The organism is Listeria monocytogenes, assembly GCF_013282665.1.
Taxonomy (GTDB): domain Bacteria; phylum Bacillota; class Bacilli; order Lactobacillales; family Listeriaceae; genus Listeria; species Listeria monocytogenes_C.
The window spans coordinates 2,277,311-2,292,265 of record NZ_CP054041.1 but is presented as its reverse complement, the minus strand read 5'-3'; the positions used below and the strand labels follow the sequence as shown (position 1 = coordinate 2,292,265).

The window sequence follows — 14,955 nt, the reverse complement described above, 5'->3', positions numbered from 1 at the left end:
CTCTTCCTTCCTAACTTTCTTTAATGCTAATTCGATTTTCCTGTAAGTAATCTTTTGCAAGTGGTGTTAAGAAACTTCCTTTAGGCAAAATGAATTCGCTTTTGTTTTTAGTAAGTTTTTCAACATCCTGTTCGGTGATAACTTTACTTTCTTTGGTCTCTTTTACCGGACTTTCGATAAATTCGACACCAAATCGGCTCAGTTTCTCCTCATATTCTTGAAAAAGTTGTCTGATACCATATTTAGCGGAACGTTTGTAAGCATGCGCTTTGATGCCACTCTTCATCATCCAAGTTGGCCGTCCTGCTAAAAGGTGATCTGTAATAAATTGTTCTTTTTTATTCATCGGTGCAAATAAACTTATTCGAGCTAATTCAGCGATATCCAATTCTTCCAGTAGTAAAATGTCGCATGCACGTTCAGAACGATCATAAAGCGAAACTTGATATTCTTTTTGATAACACTGTCTGAGAGTGTGTTCTGAATCTTGTCCCATGATAATCATTTTTTTCTCTGGAAGTTGCAATCGTCTCATGACTTCCTCGGTGACAGCTTTTATGAGTGCATCTAGTTCCATACTCATTTAGCCTTTGTTTTCTTGATTATTTGACCTCGAATTCCCTTTTTAAAACCACATGCGTTGGCTTCGTCATAATCAATGTGCATATATGTAGCAAAATCAGGGCTAATCCGAACAACAACATCATCAAAAATTAGTGGTCTGTCACCGTTAATTTTCACTTGAACAATTTCACTTTGGGATACTTGTTGTTTTTCTGCATCAGCAGGCGTCATATGAATATGGCGTTTTGCAACAATAAGTCCTTCTGATAATTGAACACTGTTTTTTGCGGATAATAGTAAAATTCCTGGTGTCCCTGCTATGTCTCCACTTTCACGAACCGGTGCTTTAATGCCCAGCGCCGTGCCATCTGTGGAGCTTATTTCTACTTGTGTTTTTTTACGGATTGGGCCTAAAATTACCACGTTATGAATAACGCTTTTTGGTCCAACGATGCTAATTCTTTCTTTACAAACATATTGACCTGGTTGAGATAGGTCACGGAAATGAGTAAGTTCATACCCAGGTCCAAATAGTGCATCAACAGTTTCACGATCTAAATGAACGTGGCGGCCAGATGCTTCTATTTCTACGCCAGTTTCAAGTAACGCACGGCGAGTGACTTCTTCAATAAGGCTTGTTATTAACTCATTATTCATGAATAAGCCTCCTTACTTTTTATATTCACCTGTTCTCACGCGGAACATCAGTATCCAGAATAAACTAGACAATCGGTTAAGCGCTTGAATGATGTCTGGTCGTTTAATGGAATAATCGGCTTCCTTAAATGCTAAAAAGGCAGCTAATTCCGTTTCGCGGACCATCGTTCTTATTTTGTTTAATCGAATGACCGCATTACCCATCGTATAATCAGGCATAAAATGTGTCATTTGATAGTATTTTTTCGGATTATGACTACGTTCCCGCAGTTCTTTTTCATCCATTCCAAGCAAATGAACTGATTCGATTTGCTCGTTTAAAACTTCCGATCGTACAATATTTCTTACAAAGGTGAGGACTTCTTGTAAATCTTCCGCCAGATCTTTAAACTCAGCTGCAACGGAACATTGGGTTTCCAGAATTTCAGCTTCCAGTGTATCTAATTTTCCGCGGAAAGCGATTTGTGGATGGTCTTTAAACACAAGCAGGTTACCACGCAAATGCGTCATATGTTCAGGCTTCTCATCTAATGCTCCACCATAAATCGTTTGGAACTTTGCTCTAGTAGTAGTTTCTTTTTTCACTGGCTCCACTACTACTTTTGTTTCTGCAATTTCATCAATATAATGAAGGTCAATTTTCTTTTCAGATAAGAAACTCTTCGCTGAAGGTGTGATAATTGTTCCTTTTTTTATATCTAGTTTTTTCGTTGTTTTTAAATCGGTGTGTAAATAGGCTTTTCGTAACTCATCTTCTGTCAAAATAGCCAAAGAACCACATCCTTTTGTCCCATTTACAATTGGTGTTAGTAATGTTGGGAAGCTTTGTATTGCTTAAATCTGGTAAAAAGCGAAAGTTTCGGGCAATTTCCGAGTCTGATGGAACCCTTTTGCCTTACGCTCACGCTTTTTCCTGATTTATGTTAAAAGATAGTCTTATTCAGCGCTTTTTGGTAGAATTGCATCTACTTCGCTGTGTGGACGTGGGATTACGTGTACAGATAGTAATTCACCAACGCGTTCTGCTGCTGCTGCGCCTGCATCTGTTGCTGCTTTCACTGCGCCAACATCGCCGCGAACCATAACTGTTACTAGACCGCCACCAACTTGTTCTTTACCCATAAGTGTTACGTTAGCTGCTTTCACCATTGCGTCTGCTGCTTCTACTGCTCCTACTAAACCTTTAGTTTCGATCATACCTAATGCGTTTGCGTTTGCCATTTTAAAATTCCTCCAATTAGTGTTTTATTTTTTATTTTAATTCTGCTAAAACTTTTTCGACTAAACTTTGGATGAGTGCGTCTGCATCAACCGGAAGTTCAGATGTTGCTTGGTTTTCTTCTTTACGAATATCTTCTAACTCTAAAACGCCAGTAGCGATGCGACGAATGTTGAAAAGATTTTCAGGTCCGATATTATCAGATGATGAACTTCCTCCAACTGCCCCACAACCAAGTGTTAAAGCAGGTACAAGATTGGTTGTTGCGCCAATTCCACCAAGTGCTCCTGGTGTATTAACTAAGAGACGGGAAACTGGTTTTTTCAGCGCGAATTCGCGGATGATTTCTTTATCTTCAGAGTGGATGATTAAAGTATGTCCAGCTCCTTCATGATAAAGAATATCCATGCTAAGTTCGCAAGCTTCTTGCCAAGTTTCGGCTGTATAGAAAGCCAAGATTGGAGCTAATTTTTCTCTTGAATAAGGGATTTTAGCGCCAACTTTTGTTTCTTCAGCGATAAGTACTCTTGCGTCAGCTGGAACAGTTAGACCAGCAAGGTTAGCGATATGTTGCACGCTTTTACCTACGATTGCTGGATTCATCGAACCATTTGGACGTAAGATGAATTTACCAAGTTGAACAGCTTCTGCATCTGATAAGAAGTGTGCCCCTTGTTTTCTAAATTCAGCAATGACAGCTTCTTTATTCACACGTTCAACAACGACAGATTGCTCAGATGCGCAAATTGTTCCGTTATCGAATGTTTTGGAATCAAGAATATGTTTCACTGCGCGAGGAATGTTAGCACTACGTTCGATAAATGCTGGGCCATTACCTGGGCCAACTCCAATTGCTGGAGTACCAGATGAATAAGCCGCTTTTACCATTGCAGAACCACCTGTTGCAAGGATAACTGCTGTATCTTTGTGTTTCATCAGTTGATCTGTTCCTTGGATGGTTGGAACAGTCATACAGCTGATAGCGCCTTTTGGACACCCAGCTTTTTCTGCTGCTTCACTAATAATTCTTACTGTTTCAAGAATCGCTTTTAGTGCGTTTGGATGTGGAGAAAATACGATACTATTTCCGGCTTTAATGGAAATAAGTGTTTTGTAAATAACAGTGGATGTAGGGTTGGTAGAAGGAATTAATCCTGCTACTACGCCAAGTGGAACTGCAACCTCCATTACTTTCTTTTCGTTATCTTCTTTTAACATACCAATGGTTTTCATATCTTTGATGTAATTGTAAACATGTTTCGACGCAAAGACGTTTTTGATTACTTTGTCTTGCCAAATTCCGAAACCAGTTTCTTCATGGGCCATTTTCGCAAGTTTTTCGCGAGCACCATAACCGGCATCAGCTATTGCTTTTACAATTGTATCAATTTGTTGTTGGCTCATTGCAGCAAGTTCTTTTTGTGCTTTGTTAGCTGAGTCAATGAGGTTACGAACTTCTTGGATTGAGCGTAAATCTCTATCTTCTAGTGCCACTAGTTTTCACTCCTTCCATAAATGTCTTTTAGTGCGTGAACAAGTTTATCCTTGTTCGCATATTTAATCTTGCTCTTTGGAATAGGCACATTATCTAATGTGTAAGCAAGTTTCCTTAGATCAATAACTTTCATTGCGCGAAGTTTTTTCTCTGTACTTTTCGTGTTTGTTTTCACTTCTACGACTTGTTGAATAACTTCTTTTGGTTCTTCTTGTTTGACTTCTTTTGGTTGTGGTTTAACTTCTTCTTGAGGAACAAAAAGTGCCTTTGTATCTTCGCTCATTCTTGCAATAACATGGCTTGATACTAAACAACCTAAGTCTTCTGTTGCAACTTTCCCTGCTTCAATAGCTGCATTTACTGCACCTACATCACCAGTTAATTCAACCGTTGTTAAACCGCCGCTAATGACTTCACATTGAATCAGTTCGACATTTGCTGCTTTTAAACAAGTATCAGCAGCAACAACAGCACCAAGAAAACCTGTGACTTCAATTAAACCAAGCGCTTCATTTGGCATTTTTTAGCACCACCTTAATATTGAAGTGGATTTTCAGCCACATTTTCTACCGCCATTTTGAAAGCGTCACAAGCTGCTTTACATGCAGATTGGCTACCAGTCAAAAGTGCTCCGCCGAAGTTTGTTTCGGACGGTGGGCCATAGAAAGCTCCAATTGTTACGTCTGCTGCTTTTAGTGCTGCATCTAACGCATACATCGCTTCAAGTGGAGGGGCGATTAAGTAAGCAATCGCTTCGCCTTCTGCAACATTCGCTTCTTTTGAAAGGAATGAACCAGTTCTTGAAACACAGTGTGCGAAGTAAGGAACACTATCATCTTCATTTGCACTAACAAAGCTAGCGCCATTTTCGATGAAATCTACTGCTACAGAAAGACCACTTTTTACTTCCGCAGGGCTTGGTCCGGCAATAATACCGATAACTTCACCAGCGAATTTTGTGGATGCATTTCCAGCACCAGCATACATACTTTTCGCATAAACAACATCTACTTCTGCTGCTTTTGTTGCTTCGTCAAGCGCTGTGTAAGTTACATCATCACAATCAGATGTAATAATACCAAGGCTTCTTTGATGCGGTTTTAAGTCTAGTTGTTTAAATAGACCATTGTCTACGTTAGATACAACTTTGACACTTAAAACGGATGCAGGTAATTTATCATTTTTCATGAAGTTTCCTCCTCTAACTAGCTTATTTTAAATCAATACCAGAACATTTTTTCTCAAGCATATTGTGAATTAATTCAGCAATGTATGCGCCTGCTTCCACTGGTGGAGTTCCGCCGCTATGGATGTTAGAAATCACCGTACGACGAGCTTCTGGCATACCAATTGTTGGTTTGTATGCAATATAGGCACTCATGGATTCAGCAGTGACTAGGCCTGGACGTTCACCTACAAGTAAGCAAACTACTTCAGCCCCAGTGATTTCACCGATTTGATCCATAGAAGGTACACGACAATGTTTAACGAAAATAATGTTATCAAAATCTAAGTTATACATTTTCAAACCTTGTTTAATGGATGGCAAGATATCTTTGATGTTAGCTTCAATTGCCGCTGAGCTAAGTCCATCACCAACAACGATTTGTAGTTTAGCGTTTTTCGTTGTATTCGCACGAATCACTTCTATCATTTCGTTATCAAATTCACGACCTAAGTCTGGGCGAGTTAAGTATTCATCTTTATCTTGACATTTAGTGTTAACTGGGATGAAGTTCATTTCTTTGACTAAATCCTCAGAAACGTAAGAGAAAACGGAATCTTGTGCTACGGCATGGTCCGCACGGAAACGAAGAATGGTTTCTGTTTTGTAACGTGGACCAGCACGCCATAAACCAAGTCGAGCCGGTGTCATTTGTTTCATTTTCAAATAACCTTCACGATCAGCTGGTTCTGGTACTAGTAATTGTTTTTTGATATCTACTTCAGTAATATCCGGGATGCTACCTTCTGTTACAACTGTTTCAACTACAGATTTAGTTGGCGCAGCTGCTACTGTATCGGTTGTTTTACCACCGGACATTTCTGTTAAAATGCCTTCAATCATTTGTTTTAATTCTTGTTCGTTCATCGCTTAGTTCCTCCCTTCCTTATTTTAGGAAAATAGATGCATCTCCAGCACGGCTAGTTAATTTACCATTTTCGCTGAATCCCATTTTTTCCATCCACTGATCAAATTCTTTAATTGGTTTTAGGCCAAATAATTCACGTAAAGTGGCTGTTTCGTGATAACCAGTTGTTTGGTAGTTAAGCATAACGTCATCACCATGAGGAATACCCATGATAAAGTTACATCCTGCTGCAGTTAGAAGTACTGACAAGTTTTCTACGTCGTTTTGATCGGCTTTCATATGGTTTGTGTAACAAACGTCACAGCCCATAGAGATACCAGTTAATTTACCCATGAAGTGATCTTCAAGGCCAGCGCGAATTACTTGTTTGGAATCATATAAGTACTCGGGTCCGATAAATCCAACTACTGTATTTACTAGGAATGGATCAAATTTCTTCGCGAATCCATAACAACGAGCTTCCATTGTTACTTGGTCTACGCCGAAATGAGCGTCAGAAGAAAGTTCAGAACCTTGTCCTGTTTCAAAATACATAACGTTTGGTCCAGTTGCAGCACCGCTTTGAAGGGCTAATTGTCTAGCTTCTTCAATAGTTGCTCCGTCAAAACCGAAAGCTGTATTACCTTTTTCAGAACCTGCGATAGATTGGAATACAAGACCAGTTGGAGCGCCGCGACGCATTGCTTCCATTTGAGTCTTCACGTGTGCAAGTACACAAGTTTGTGTTGGCACATCCCATTTGCTGCGGAATTCTTCAAATTTATTAAGTAAACGAACAACGCTATCAGTAGAATCATCTACTGGGTTAAGTCCGATTACCGCATCCCCAATCCCGTAAGTTAATCCTTCCATTAATGAAGCAAGGATACCATCAGGATCATCAGTTGGATGGTTTGGTTGTAGTCTAGCGGAGAAAGTTCCAGGAAGACCGATTGTTGTATTCGCATGTGCGATTACACGGATTTTTTTCGCGCCATAAATTAAATCTAGATTGGACATTAGTTTTGTAACAGCAGCAATAATTTCTGATGTTAGGCCGCGTGCAACACGTTTAATGTCAGCATCTGTTGTTTTATGGTCTAAAATCCATTCCCGTAATTCTTCCACTGTCCAGTTTTTGATGGAATCATGGATACGGTCATTTACTTGGTCTTGAATAATACGCGTTACCTCATCTGTTTCATATGGGACAACCGGATTATTACGTAAATCTCCAAGCGTCATTTTAGAAAGCACCACTTTTGCAGCTACACGTTCTTCTGCAGATTCAGCAGCAACTCCGGCTAAGCGATCGCCTGATTTTTCTTCGTTTGCTTTTGCCAACACATCAGTGATGGATTTGAACTGGTATGTATGGCCGAATAAATTCGTTTTTAAAATCATTCGATAAATCCTCCTCTCAAAATTAAAGCTATTTATGTGGATCAGTTAAAGACTAAGGTTTTTACTACTACTGGTAGCACTTTCCCGTCAGCAACTGGTTTTCCTATATCAATATAATCACCATTATCGACTTTGACACTATCCAAGCAAATTAGTGGATGACCGGCTGGTAAATGCCCGAAGATGCTTTGTCCGAGGGCTTTTGCCATGTCGTGCCAAGTAATGATAATTAAGGGATGTCCAAGTGCGATTGGTTCTTTCATTCCTTCGCAAATGGCTTTCGCATATTCTGTTACTTGCTGGAAACTTGGGCTATTTTCGCCTTCAATTGCAAGCGCAATACGTTCCATATCGTTATCTATTTTGAACCAGTTAAGTTTATCCTTGATGACTTCTGCCATATTTTCATTTTCTTCTTGTTTGGCAAGTTTCAAAATGGGAATATTTTTTACTGGGAAGATTTTCTCGGTGTAAGTAATCGTACTACCGCTAATTTCAGCTGTGTGTGAACCGGCTCCGACCACTGTTGCCCGTATGGTTTCGACAGATTCGATATACTTTTTTTCAGTCATTAAACTAGATTCTGCAATCGCTTTTCCTAGCAATAACCCAATATCTCCATATCTAAAAGGATCACTTAGCGCACCAGTTGAGATGCAATCTGCAACGCCTCCGGAAAAAGAGATACATTCAATCTCCGTTAAGAATTTCAATCCTTTATTCGTAATGATTGTTTCATAAAAATCATTTGGCGCCCCGAGGCCAACACTATTCTTAAGCAGCTCCACCATTTCACCTAAAACGGGTTGCAAGTTTTCTGGTGAAGTTGTTTCACCAAGTTTCACCGGATAACCTCGTTTTTCTATTAAAGCTTGAATTTTGGGAGCAATATAGGTGATTTTTCTTGTTTCACGGTCTACTTTAATTAACCGACCACCAATATCTAAGCAAGCAGTATCAATGAGTTCCCCGCGATCAAACAGTGATAAGTTCGTGGTTCCGCCGCCAATATCCAGATTCACTACAGAGGTATTATTCTCTTTGGCATAGGTATGGGCACCTGCTCCTTTCCCAGCAATGATACTTTCTAAGTCAGGCCCTGCTGTTGCTACAACAAAATCCCCAGCAAAACCACTCATTGCATCTAATACGTTGCTGGCGTTATCTTTACGAGCTGTTTCACCTGTGATAATAACTGCCCCCATACCAATTTCTTCTTTTTTAATTCCTGCATTGGCATATTCTTTCGTTACAAAATCACGAATTGCCTCCACGTCAATCAAATTATCAGCAAGAATCGGTGTGAACAGAATCTCACTTCTAAAAATAATCCGCTTATCTGAAATGACAATACGCGGCACGGTGAAACTTGATGCCATATTTTGAATTTCTAACTCGGATAAAATGAGTTGTGTTGTCGACGTACCAAGGTCAATCCCTACACTTAAAATTGTTTCCGTCAAAACCCTCACTCCTTTCTAGCAAAAAGAAAAAGCTTAAAGACAAATAACAGTATCGTTACTTGGCTTTAAGCTTCATCGCTTTTTCATAGCTACTTCTTTGTAGCATGGATAGAATTGTATTTAAAATCAAACATTGTTTTTGTACCATGTTCATTCGATTCAATGGTTACTTTGCCTCGAAGTTTATCTTTAATGTAACTCTTAACAATGGAAAGTCCTAAGCTTTTTTCGGACACTTTACGAACGTTGAATCCATGACCATTGTCTGTTACTTCTGCGTGAATAATATTTTTCTCTTCTTTTATTTGTAGTAAAATTTCGCCTGATTCATTTGGATGGAATGCGTGATCATAGGAGTTTTGTAAAAGCTCATTCATGACAAGCGCCAGCGCCACAGTTCGGTCACTGTCCAAATAAATTCGTTTATCAATATCCATTCTAACAGCTACTTTTGGACAATCTGTACAACATCTTTCAATATTGTAGGCGACTGTTTCAATAACCATATAGAGGTTAATGCCATCTTCCATTTGCTTCGATAAAAGCTCGTGTGTCGCTGCAATAGCAAGGATTCGGCTGACACTTTCATTTAGAATCTTCTGTGCCTCCACACTTGTAGAACGTCTGCCTTGAATTCGTAACAAGGAAACAACAGATTGCAAATTATTTTTGACACGATGATGAATTTCACGAATGGCGACGGATTTAGAAACAATTTCTGCTTCTTTCACTTTAATATCCGTGACGTCATGTAAGATGAGAATAAAACGGCATTCCTGCTCGTCCTCTTCTTTTACGAAAATCTGCTTCATAATAAAGTAATTCCCGGCGATAACCACTTCTTTTTTTAGCTGAATTGGTTGTTTTCCCGTTTCAATTTGATACATGATTGCGTCAAACATCATCTGGTCGAGGGATAAATTATCATAATGCATACCTTGGATGTCTTCCATATAACCAAGTCTTTCGTAATACTGATCTGCAGCGCAATTCTTTTGCTGCAAAATCCCGTTTCGGTCAAAAATCAAAATGGCATCATCTAGTTGATCAGTAATCGAATCCGTTAGTTTACTCATAGCAGACAGCGTGGTAGAAACATCTCGATAAGCCGTTTCTTCATTGTCAATTTCAAAATGAGCTTTAATTTCGGCGCTAATATCATTTTCTAGAATTAGCACGGCAATAACTCGCTGTTTATTACGAATTGGATAAACTTTTTGGCGAATTAATACGTTTTCTTGTGTTTTTGCAAGTAGATCGTTAGAGTTCATACCTGTTTCCAATGTTCTAAGTACACCTGGTTCATTAGATCTTAGGGCGGTTTCTCCGACTACTTTGTTTTTGTAAAGTGATTTAGTTGTTTTTGGTGGTGTATGATGGATGACAAGTGCTTCACTAGTTAGCTTGTTGTATACATCAATAAATACATCCACATCTTGATACATGGCTGAAACACTTAATGACTTGGCTGTGTGAATTAATTCGTCAATATCGTGCTCCGATAAATCTGTATAGCGTAAGCACATTTCTCGAATTGTTTTAGTCATCGCTCATCACAATCGTTTCTGCGATTTCCATCATTGGACAGCGTTTGTCCATGCTCAGGTTACGAATCATGTTGTAAGCTTCTTCTTCTGTGATGTTGTTCTCAATCATAAGCACACCTTTTGCTTTTTCAATCACTTTTCGTTCTTCTAATTTTTTGGTGAGCTTTTCTAATTGCTGCTCTAATTTTCTTGTTTCTCGCCCTTTGGCAATACTCATTTCAACAGTTGGAATCAAACTTTTTTCATCAAGTGGCTTTACTAAATAACCTAATGCTCCAAACCCTTTAGCTTTCTCGGTGTTTTTCGGATCACTAAAGGCGGTGAGTAAGATAATTCCGCCAGCAAGACCTTCTGAAATAATTCGTTTTCCTGCTTTTAAGCCGTCTAAGAGTGGCATTTGAATGTCCATGATAACAAGATCTGGTTGATGGCTTTTGCAAAGTTCGATTGCTTCAAAACCATCTGTCGCTTCCCCTACAACATTGTAGTTCGCTTCTTCTAAGATGTCGCGGATGTCCATTCTTGTAATAGGTTCATCATCGGCTATTACAATTCTTCCATTCATTCCTGTCACGTCCTCTTCTTCTGCTATTGATTGATTCGTCACAATAAAGGACAAAATCATTCTATAGAAGCATTTACTTGAGCGAAAGAGTAAAAGAGCTAGAGAAAAAATTCTCCAAGAAAATAGAAAGAGCCCCTTAAAAATATTGTGCAATATTTTTGAGGGAGCCCCGTTGCTCTGCTATATTTATAATTCCACACGTCTTTGTGCTCGGTTCTATTATAAAGTAGCATGAAAACGATGTCAATAGGTTATTTGATTCCAGTTGTGAAATAAATAACTTTTATGCCAACATTTTTTCGAGAATCGCACTAACATCTGTTTCTGTCGGTATTCTAGGATTGGTTGCAGTACATCCATCATTTAGTGCGCCTTCCGCGATTTGAGCGATATTTTCATTTAAATCTGTGCGGCTAACACCACATTCGGATAAGGTAGTTGGCATATTGAGTTTCTTTTGAAGTTGTTTAATAGCATTAATTAAGCTACGAACACCAAGACGGGTATTCGATGCTGGCATTTTTAATAATTTGGCAATCGCTGTATAACGTTCTGCTGCTCGGTTATCTGGATTGTTACCAAAATCACTTGTAATTCCAGCATTGTAACTAATTACATGCGGTAAGAGTAAGGTATTCATACGACCATGCGGAATTTTAAATTTCGCACCAGCGGTATGTGCAATGCCGTGATTTAAGCCAAGTGAAGTAATGTTAAATGCCATTCCTGCAAGACAAGACGCATTATGCATTTTTTCACGAGCTTCTAAATCATTACCGTCTTTATAAGCACGTTCTAAATAAGTGAAAACTAGTTGGATAACTTTTTCCGCCATTGCATCCGAGTAGTCATTGGCTTTTGTAGATACATAGGCTTCAAGCGCATGCGTTAACACATCCATACCAGTATCTGCTGTGATTGCCGGTGGAACAGATTTTACTAAGTCTGCATCTAAAATGGCTTCATCTGGCAAAATCGCATCTGTAATTAGTGGGTATTTAATGGCTTTTTCTTTGTTTGTAATAACAGAGAAACTAGTTACTTCTGAGCCAGTTCCACTAGTTGTCGGAATGACGATGAAAGGCATTGCGCGCACTGTACCGAGTTTTTGGCCGAAAAATTTCATCGCTTTCGCTGCATCAATCGCTGAGCCGCCACCAATTGCGATCATCAAGTTCGCATCACATTCATTCAAAACTTCAATTCCCGCTACCACGTTTTCAATCGGTGGATCTGGGATGATTTCGCTAAAAATCGTATATGTATTCGATGGATCAATTTTGTCTGTAATCGCGTTAATCATTCCGGAACTGACCATAAATGGGTCTGTTACGATAAAGATTTGTTTGTCTTTAAAATCGAGTAAACGATCTGTTGCTCCTTGGCCAATATAAAGATCTGTTTTAAAACTAACTTTTTGCATGAGATTACCTCCTAGTTTTTTTAAAATAAAAAAAGAAGCTTTGAGTAGAGAAATATCCTCTTCCAACCCAAAGCTTCTTTGCTAAGTAAACAGTACGCCTTTGTACCGTAAAATATTTTATTTGTCCACTTTATTAAAAACCAAACATGTGGAAATGTCAAATCTTTTTTGTAAATAGGCAATGAAGATACATTCCTTGTATCACTCTTTTCGTCGTTGAAAAGAGCATTGCCCACTATAAAACGAAGCGGTGCACATCTTTGTGCGTATGGTGCTTGATAAAACGTAGCTCGTTCAGCTTCTCGGCACCAAACCATTTACAGTGGGCTTATTTGTTTTAAAAACAAATAAAAAAGCCCCAGTGAGACAACTACACTGGAACCAAGAATTATACATGCTTTGCCTCGAAGCAGTACAACCAGTTAAAACAATTAGATAAAAGACCTGACTTAGAGTGTCTAACTCCTTACAGTGGCGGGACCGTGCTGGACTTTCACCAGACTTCCAGTATCTAACTGTTTGTATGAACGAATTCGTTTATCAAAATTATTATAGCATAAAATAGAACGCTTGCAAGAAGAATTTGCTTTACGACATAATTTGAACCCCGCCACTGACAAACTCACGGAAATAATATCGACTGTAAAAAGTCGTGACATAGCGCCGTTCTAATTCAAATAAAATTTCGAGTGGATCGTTTTTTTCAAGTTCATAAAGTATACCGACAACGGTGCCACTATGTGAAACATTTAGCCCCACTAAATTCAAGTTTTCCGTCACTTCCACAATCTCTCGCCAAAATGGTTTTGGCAAAATAGTTTGGTTGCAGGATGCACTAACTGATGCGGCTTTACCAAGTAAGTGAATGGATTTTTGCGTGACGGCTTGTTGAAAATAGTCCATTCCTTTTGCTAATTGCCCTTCGTTTTTCAGTAATTGCGATTGATGATTTTCTTGCCGATAAGTAGCTGTTTCTAAAATGGTGAGTGGTTCTAACACAACGACGCCAAGCTTTGGCATCCAATTGGAGCTTTGAATTATGTCCCCTTTTAAGTGATCGAATAAAGTGAGTGATTCAAAAATAGTGCTATCCGTTGGTTCTAGTTGTAAACACAGCTTGGCAATTTCAGCTTCTGTGATAGATTTATTCAGCCATTTTGCTGTAGCGCCGATTGTTGCAGCAATATCAGCGGTGGAACTTGCCATACCTTTTGCGACTGGAATAGTTGACTTCACTTGTAAAGATACTTGCGGGAGGTCTCTTTTAGCCACACCAAAATACTCGCAAGTGGTTTGGAATGCGAGCCATGCTTTTGTATGCCCAGAGTTATTTAGTCCTACTTTATCAGATAAAGTGACTTCGGAATACCAGTTGATTGGGTAAGAAATTAGCTTCTCTCCGCCTAAAATCCAGCCTTGCAAAAGTTCCCCACAAGATGCCGGACACCTCGCTTTAATTTCCACTAAAAATCACCTCAAGCGCTGTTAAGAGTTGGCGATTATCTTCTCTACTTTTCACTGCCACTCGGTAATAATTCTCCGTGAGACCTCGGTAATTAGCGCAACTTCGGATGAAAATCCCTTTTAAAAGCAATTCTTTTCGTAAATCAAGCGGTTTTTCGAGGTGGAAAAATATGTAATTTACACTTGGTTCGAATACCGTAAGTTCTGGAAATTCGCATAGACCTGTGTATAAAAATTCTCGTTCCTTGTGAATCCATTGGTAGGTTTGTTTAATATAAGTTTTGTCTTCTAATAGTATTTGTCCTGCTAAGTCAGCGAATGTATTAATCGACCAAGGTTCGCGTATTTGTAATAATGCTTCAGCTAATAAATTATTTTTTGTTAGTAAATAACCAAGTCTTAGCCCTGGAATTGCGAAAAATTTCGTAAAGGCGCGAATGATAGCTAAATGAGGAAATCTTTCTAAATAGTTAATCATTGATATTGCCTCATTTTCTTCTAAAAAATCCATAAAAGCCTCATCGATAATTAAATATATGTTTCGCTTTTCACATATATTAGCAATTTTCACCATTTCCTTCTGAGAAATAAGTTGTCCTGTTGGATTGTTTGGATTACATAAACAAACAGCTTCGATATCCGTATCTCGTTCGAGCATTTCTAGTACGATTTCTGCCGCAGCAAAATTGGTTTCTTTCGTTAACTCTGCATAAACCTTTTCGGCATCAAAAAAAGCACGTTCATATTCCGCAAAAGTAGGCGCAAGTAAGAGAACTTTTTGCGCCTTGGTTACTTTTGCAATTCCAAAAATCAGCTCAGTCGCCCCGTTTCCAGGGATAACATTCGCTAGGTCGAGGTGATGAAACGAGGCAATTCGCGCACGGAGCGCCAAGTAATCTGGTTCTGGATATTCTACCAGTTTATCCAAATTTGCTGTTATGGTTTGTTTCAAACTAGCTGGAACTCCTAGTGGATTAATATTCGCACTGAAATCGAGTACCATTTCTTTCGTTAATCCGTGTTGTTTTGCTAGTTCGTTATAGTTGCCACCGTGAGAAGCCGTCGTTATTTTCACATCAAAT

General features: G+C 39.0%; 15 protein-coding genes and 1 riboswitch. All 15 genes read right to left on the bottom strand.

Annotated elements, in window-relative coordinates; all coding sequences use genetic code 11:
• Positions 1–10 precede the first annotated feature (10 nt).
• The 15 genes from HRK21_RS11575 to cobD all read right to left on the bottom strand — a co-directional run bounded on the left by HRK21_RS11575 (position 11) and on the right by cobD (position 14,948).
• Entirely contained in the window at positions 11–583 is a 573-nt protein-coding gene (locus HRK21_RS11575) for a TIGR02536 family ethanolamine utilization protein (protein ID WP_070006970.1), read from the bottom strand.
• Positions 580–1,221 (bottom strand): ethanolamine utilization phosphate acetyltransferase EutD, encoded by a 642-nt coding sequence (gene eutD, locus HRK21_RS11570; RefSeq protein WP_070006968.1) that lies wholly within the window; start codon positions 1,219–1,221, stop codon positions 580–582. Before eutD ends, HRK21_RS11575 begins: the two co-directional genes overlap by 4 nt.
• Before the next feature lie 12 nt (positions 1,222–1,233).
• Entirely contained in the window at positions 1,234–1,992 is a 759-nt protein-coding gene (locus HRK21_RS11565; protein ID WP_070006966.1) for a cobalamin adenosyltransferase family protein, read from the bottom strand.
• A gap of 165 nt (positions 1,993–2,157) precedes the next feature.
• Entirely contained in the window at positions 2,158–2,442 is a 285-nt protein-coding gene (locus tag HRK21_RS11560; protein ID WP_003719393.1) for a BMC domain-containing protein, read from the bottom strand.
• Positions 2,443–2,473: 31 nt separating this feature from the next.
• On the bottom strand, positions 2,474–3,934 hold the full coding sequence (locus HRK21_RS11555) for an acetaldehyde dehydrogenase (acetylating) (RefSeq protein WP_070006964.1): 1,461 nt from the start codon (positions 3,932–3,934) through the stop codon (positions 2,474–2,476).
• On the bottom strand, positions 3,934–4,455 hold the full coding sequence (locus tag HRK21_RS11550) for a BMC domain-containing protein (RefSeq protein WP_070006962.1): 522 nt from the start codon (positions 4,453–4,455) through the stop codon (positions 3,934–3,936). Before HRK21_RS11550 ends, HRK21_RS11555 begins: the two co-directional genes overlap by 1 nt.
• 14 nt (positions 4,456–4,469) lie before the next feature.
• The gene (eutL, locus tag HRK21_RS11545; RefSeq protein WP_069888631.1) at positions 4,470–5,123 is read right to left on the bottom strand and encodes an ethanolamine utilization microcompartment protein EutL; all 654 of its coding nucleotides are present in this window, start codon (positions 5,121–5,123) and stop codon (positions 4,470–4,472) included.
• Between the two features lie 22 nt (positions 5,124–5,145).
• Entirely contained in the window at positions 5,146–6,027 is an 882-nt protein-coding gene (eutC, locus tag HRK21_RS11540; RefSeq protein ID WP_069888630.1) for an ethanolamine ammonia-lyase subunit EutC, read from the bottom strand.
• A gap of 19 nt (positions 6,028–6,046) precedes the next feature.
• Positions 6,047–7,411, bottom strand: a complete 1,365-nt coding sequence (locus HRK21_RS11535; RefSeq protein WP_003721574.1) for an ethanolamine ammonia-lyase subunit EutB — start codon at positions 7,409–7,411, stop codon at positions 6,047–6,049.
• Positions 7,412–7,452: 41 nt separating this feature from the next.
• Positions 7,453–8,874 carry an ethanolamine ammonia-lyase reactivating factor EutA gene (eutA, locus tag HRK21_RS11530; protein WP_070006959.1) on the bottom strand — a complete coding sequence of 474 codons (1,422 nt, stop codon included), beginning with the start codon at positions 8,872–8,874 and terminating at the stop codon, positions 7,453–7,455.
• A gap of 89 nt (positions 8,875–8,963) precedes the next feature.
• Positions 8,964–10,421, bottom strand: a complete 1,458-nt coding sequence (locus tag HRK21_RS11525) for a sensor histidine kinase (RefSeq protein WP_069888627.1) — start codon at positions 10,419–10,421, stop codon at positions 8,964–8,966.
• Complete coding sequence (locus tag HRK21_RS11520; RefSeq protein WP_003724712.1) at positions 10,414–10,995, bottom strand: ANTAR domain-containing response regulator; 582 nt, start codon at positions 10,993–10,995, stop codon at positions 10,414–10,416. Before HRK21_RS11520 ends, HRK21_RS11525 begins: the two co-directional genes overlap by 8 nt.
• Positions 10,996–11,269: 274 nt before the next feature.
• Positions 11,270–12,409 (bottom strand): 1-propanol dehydrogenase PduQ, encoded by a 1,140-nt coding sequence (locus tag HRK21_RS11515; RefSeq protein WP_069888625.1) that lies wholly within the window; start codon positions 12,407–12,409, stop codon positions 11,270–11,272.
• Between the two features lie 383 nt (positions 12,410–12,792).
• Positions 12,793–12,942, bottom strand: a riboswitch (adenosylcobalamin (AdoCbl) riboswitch).
• A 55-nt stretch (positions 12,943–12,997) separates the two neighbouring features.
• The gene (locus HRK21_RS11510) at positions 12,998–13,873 is read right to left on the bottom strand and encodes a GHMP family kinase ATP-binding protein (RefSeq protein WP_070006957.1); all 876 of its coding nucleotides are present in this window, start codon (positions 13,871–13,873) and stop codon (positions 12,998–13,000) included.
• Entirely contained in the window at positions 13,863–14,948 is a 1,086-nt protein-coding gene (gene cobD / locus HRK21_RS11505) for a threonine-phosphate decarboxylase CobD (RefSeq protein WP_070006956.1), read from the bottom strand. Before cobD ends, HRK21_RS11510 begins: the two co-directional genes overlap by 11 nt.
• Positions 14,949–14,955 lie beyond the last annotated feature (7 nt).

Bases quoted from the DNA above. Each gene is read 5' to 3' on its own strand.
- HRK21_RS11575 (WP_070006970.1), bottom strand. From the start codon at position 583: ATGAGTATGGAACTAGATGCACTCATAAAAGCTGTCACCGAGGAAGTC.
- eutD (WP_070006968.1), bottom strand. From the start codon at position 1,221: ATGAATAATGAGTTAATAACAAGCCTTATTGAAGAAGTCACTCGCCGT.
- HRK21_RS11560 (WP_003719393.1), bottom strand. From the start codon at position 2,442: ATGGCAAACGCAAACGCATTAGGTATGATCGAAACTAAAGGTTTAGTA.
- HRK21_RS11550 (WP_070006962.1), bottom strand. From the start codon at position 4,455: ATGCCAAATGAAGCGCTTGGTTTAATTGAAGTCACAGGTTTTCTTGGT.
- eutL (WP_069888631.1), bottom strand. From the start codon at position 5,123: ATGAAAAATGATAAATTACCTGCATCCGTTTTAAGTGTCAAAGTTGTA.
- eutC (WP_069888630.1), bottom strand. From the start codon at position 6,027: ATGAACGAACAAGAATTAAAACAAATGATTGAAGGCATTTTAACAGAA.
- HRK21_RS11535 (WP_003721574.1), bottom strand. From the start codon at position 7,411: ATGATTTTAAAAACGAATTTATTCGGCCATACATACCAGTTCAAATCC.
- HRK21_RS11525 (WP_069888627.1), bottom strand. From the start codon at position 10,421: ATGACTAAAACAATTCGAGAAATGTGCTTACGCTATACAGATTTATCG.
- HRK21_RS11515 (WP_069888625.1), bottom strand. From the start codon at position 12,409: ATGCAAAAAGTTAGTTTTAAAACAGATCTTTATATTGGCCAAGGAGCA.